This window comes from Pseudoalteromonas sp. SANK 73390, assembly GCF_054966645.1.
On the sequence record NZ_ARPN01000085.1, the window covers coordinates 1 to 3225 of the forward strand.

2 protein-coding genes are annotated in these 3225 nt (G+C 40.4%); both read left to right on the forward strand.

Annotation, left to right across the window (positions count from 1 at the left end):
• The first annotated feature begins 1008 nt into the window (after window positions 1-1008).
• Entirely contained in the window at window positions 1009-2166 is a 1158-nt protein-coding gene (locus SANK73390_RS10810) for a hypothetical protein (protein WP_462766036.1), read from the forward strand.
• Window positions 2163-3104 (forward strand): hypothetical protein, encoded by a 942-nt coding sequence (locus SANK73390_RS10815; protein WP_462766037.1) that lies wholly within the window; start codon window positions 2163-2165, stop codon window positions 3102-3104. Before SANK73390_RS10810 ends, SANK73390_RS10815 begins: the two co-directional genes overlap by 4 nt.
• Window positions 3105-3225: the final 121 nt, after the last annotated feature.

Here is a 3225-nt window from a genome sequence, read left to right on the forward strand (position 1 = left end):
GTCTCGATACAGATGGGCGGTTTAGCCCCGTGAGTACGGGGAACACGACGACAAGCTCTTTGGTTGAGTTATACATGGCGGTTTAGCCCCGTGAGTACGGGGAACACAAGTTGTCCAAGTTAGGGTGGCTAATTCACCCGGTTTAGCCCCGTGAGTACGGGGAACACTCTAAAAGTATATGCTTGTTTTTATTAAGTAAAAAGTAGCATATAAAAAGTACCAATTTTTTAAGGAACATGTAAATGTATAATTTTTGTATTTTAGTAAGCAACTTTGTTTTTAGTTCAATGACTTTAGACTTAGTTCACAAAGTTGTAAATTTACTTAGCTTCTCATCATTTATTGAGATAGAACAAACAAGTCAGAGTAAATTTAAGTGACCACTTACTAGCCCTTTGCGTTAAACATTTCTTAATTTATAGCAAAACTCTGCCGAGCCTATATTTGTGTAAGTGCCTTTGCGGTGGCAGGGTGCAAGCGCGGTGTTATCTACAAGGTTTGATTGCCTAACAATATCTCACTTAATTAAGTGAGTTATCAGCATTACTAGTACTACATAAACGCTATCCACTCACCGACCATCTGCTGGCTTTTAAATACAGATAGCTTCTTAGTTGCTTTAACCACCGGCACTACTCTAGGGAAAACCTTTGATATGTTCTGATTTTTAGGGATTTCAACATAACGTTAACCCCCTTTACACTTTAATTAGTGCTAAACAACATGTTGAACTTAATTCATAGAAACTAGGCACTGCTTTTTGCTTTATTTTACCGTTATAGCTAAGAATAGAGAGTGTATTGAATACCAAAAAAATCTAATTGTGCTTGTTTTATATACACTAGGTTGTGCGGAGTGTAATTTGACTAGACGGTCAATATCCCTGTTTGATTAATACTTTTGCTAGCATCAAGCTTTAATTAATTTCACCTTCTAATTTGTTTATTTATTGTAAATTTACACTAAAGTGATGGTGGTTTTAGGAACTCGCTAAACAAGGAAAGACTTATGAAATACCTACTATCGGTGCTATGTGCACTTGTATTTAGCTCTATAAGCTTGGCATTACATGCGATGCCAGCTAAACATTCACCACTTACAATAACCTCTGAATTTGATTATAACGGACTTATTATCGAACCTGATGGTAGTGGCTACTTTGGTTATCAATCATTCAGTAATACCAGTGAAGTAACTCTATACCCAAAAAATGGTAATACTGCGACTTGGACCCTAACTTTACGCTACAGCAATGGTAAACCTGCCACCGGCGTTAATGTAAATATAACCGCTCAGCCATCTTGGTTAACTGCTCCTAGCTGGCGCAACAAAAATGCCATGGCTGCACGTTTTCCACGCAGCTCGCAGAGCAAAGTAAAATTGCGCATTGACCAAGGTATTTTTCGCCTTAAAGCACCGTTTTCTCCAAGTAGTGCTGTAACTGACAGCCAAGGCCAAGTAAAAGTGACCATAAATAACTTTCACTCTTGTGGTAACAGCAACCAACCTGGCGCTGACTTATTAACAGCAAGCGCTGCAGGCCAACAGTTAAAAGTTACGGTAAAATGTGCGGTATCGGGCTTAGTAAACATTCCAGATAGAGCCAGCCAAGGTTTAACTACCGCAGGGTTAGTAGGTCGACATATAAACCCAGCTTTACTTACTGCAATGCAAAATCTAGGCACTGCATGGAAAAACGTATCATCAAAGCCCGCTGGTATGCCAAATTATTTAACGATAACCGGGGCTACTATGCGCTGGGGAGGCATTAATCCGCCGCATTTTACACACAAATTTGGTGGTACATTAGATATTCGGCCAATGGGTACTAAGTCTGGCCCGGTCAGCGTAGGAGATGCGCATTATCACCGTGGTGCAACTCAAGCGATTGTTAACGCCTTGGTACAAATGGGTGCTACTAAAATTATTTTTGCCGATAACTTAAAAGGTGTTACTGACGTTAAAGCCAACCACAAAAACCATCTACATGTGAGTTTTTTAACAGAGCCTTTAGAGCCTTGGTTAAGCATCAATGAAACCGTGTTAGATGATGAAGGGTTACCTTTAATCGATTACAGTAATTCGTATGAAGTTAGCCACTTTATTCCTCAAGTAAAAACACTGCAAACCACCGACTTTAATTTAAACTTTGTAGCACCTAAATGATCAATAAAGCTTACCAATATGGGCCACTATTGTGTGGCCTAGTTTTCACCTCTGTCGCTGCTTGTGAATTGGCTTGGCTTAACGAAAAAGTGGCGCTTGTGCCATCACAAGAGCAAGCTGACTGTACGGCGTTGCAGTCACCCAATAACCAGTTGCGCCAAGTAAAAGGTTTAACTAGCACATCAAAAAAACCTAGCTATGCAAATGCAGCAACGCCACTAAACTACAATTGGGTAACAGAACATTGTGATTTGTACACTGAAGACTTAACCTTAGTCTGTGCGTTAAATGGTATAAAAACGCGCTCCACCTTGCCTTTAATACCATCTAAAAATCTCACCCTGAGTTACAACCATTGGCAACTAAACGGCTACTATTTTATTGGTATTACCGATAACAACCCTGAGTCAACACTGGGGTTTGTTAGGTTTGATAATAATGCATCACCTTCTTGGCTAAATAATCACAACGCTTGTCAACACGGTTTAAGCACCGAAGTTATAAAACTAAACAGTGGTCAATATTTGTGTAATAGCCTAGCGGATGGATGGCAACACAGTACTTTGCAAGCCCTCCCTGCGCCCTGCACTGCCCCACAACAAATGCTGCACGATAGCAATGGTATTTGGGCTTTGCAGTATGAACGAGATAGTATCAGCTGGCAGGTATGTCAATTGAGTTTAGATAACGCACAGCTTTTGCAAGCCTATCTGTATTCACCTGATATTTCAGCGACATTAGCCGCACTTAATTTAATCTCAACTAACACAACCACTATGGCAGCTCTATACGGAGAGTTTGATAATGCGCAAGCTTACGCCTTAGCGGTTACCTCGGTATCATCATTGAAAAAAGGCGCTCTGAACAAAACGTTTGATTATCAAATTCCTGTTAGTCAGCTGCTCTACCGTTTGCAAAATGTGCCTTTAAGTAACTAGTGGATTTATGTCACCCTGAACTTGTTTCAGGGCCTACATTCTGCAATAGCCCATAAGATCCTGACCTTCGTCAAGATGCCGATGTGTGTGAGTAGTCGGCTTAGGTAACGGATTTATGTCA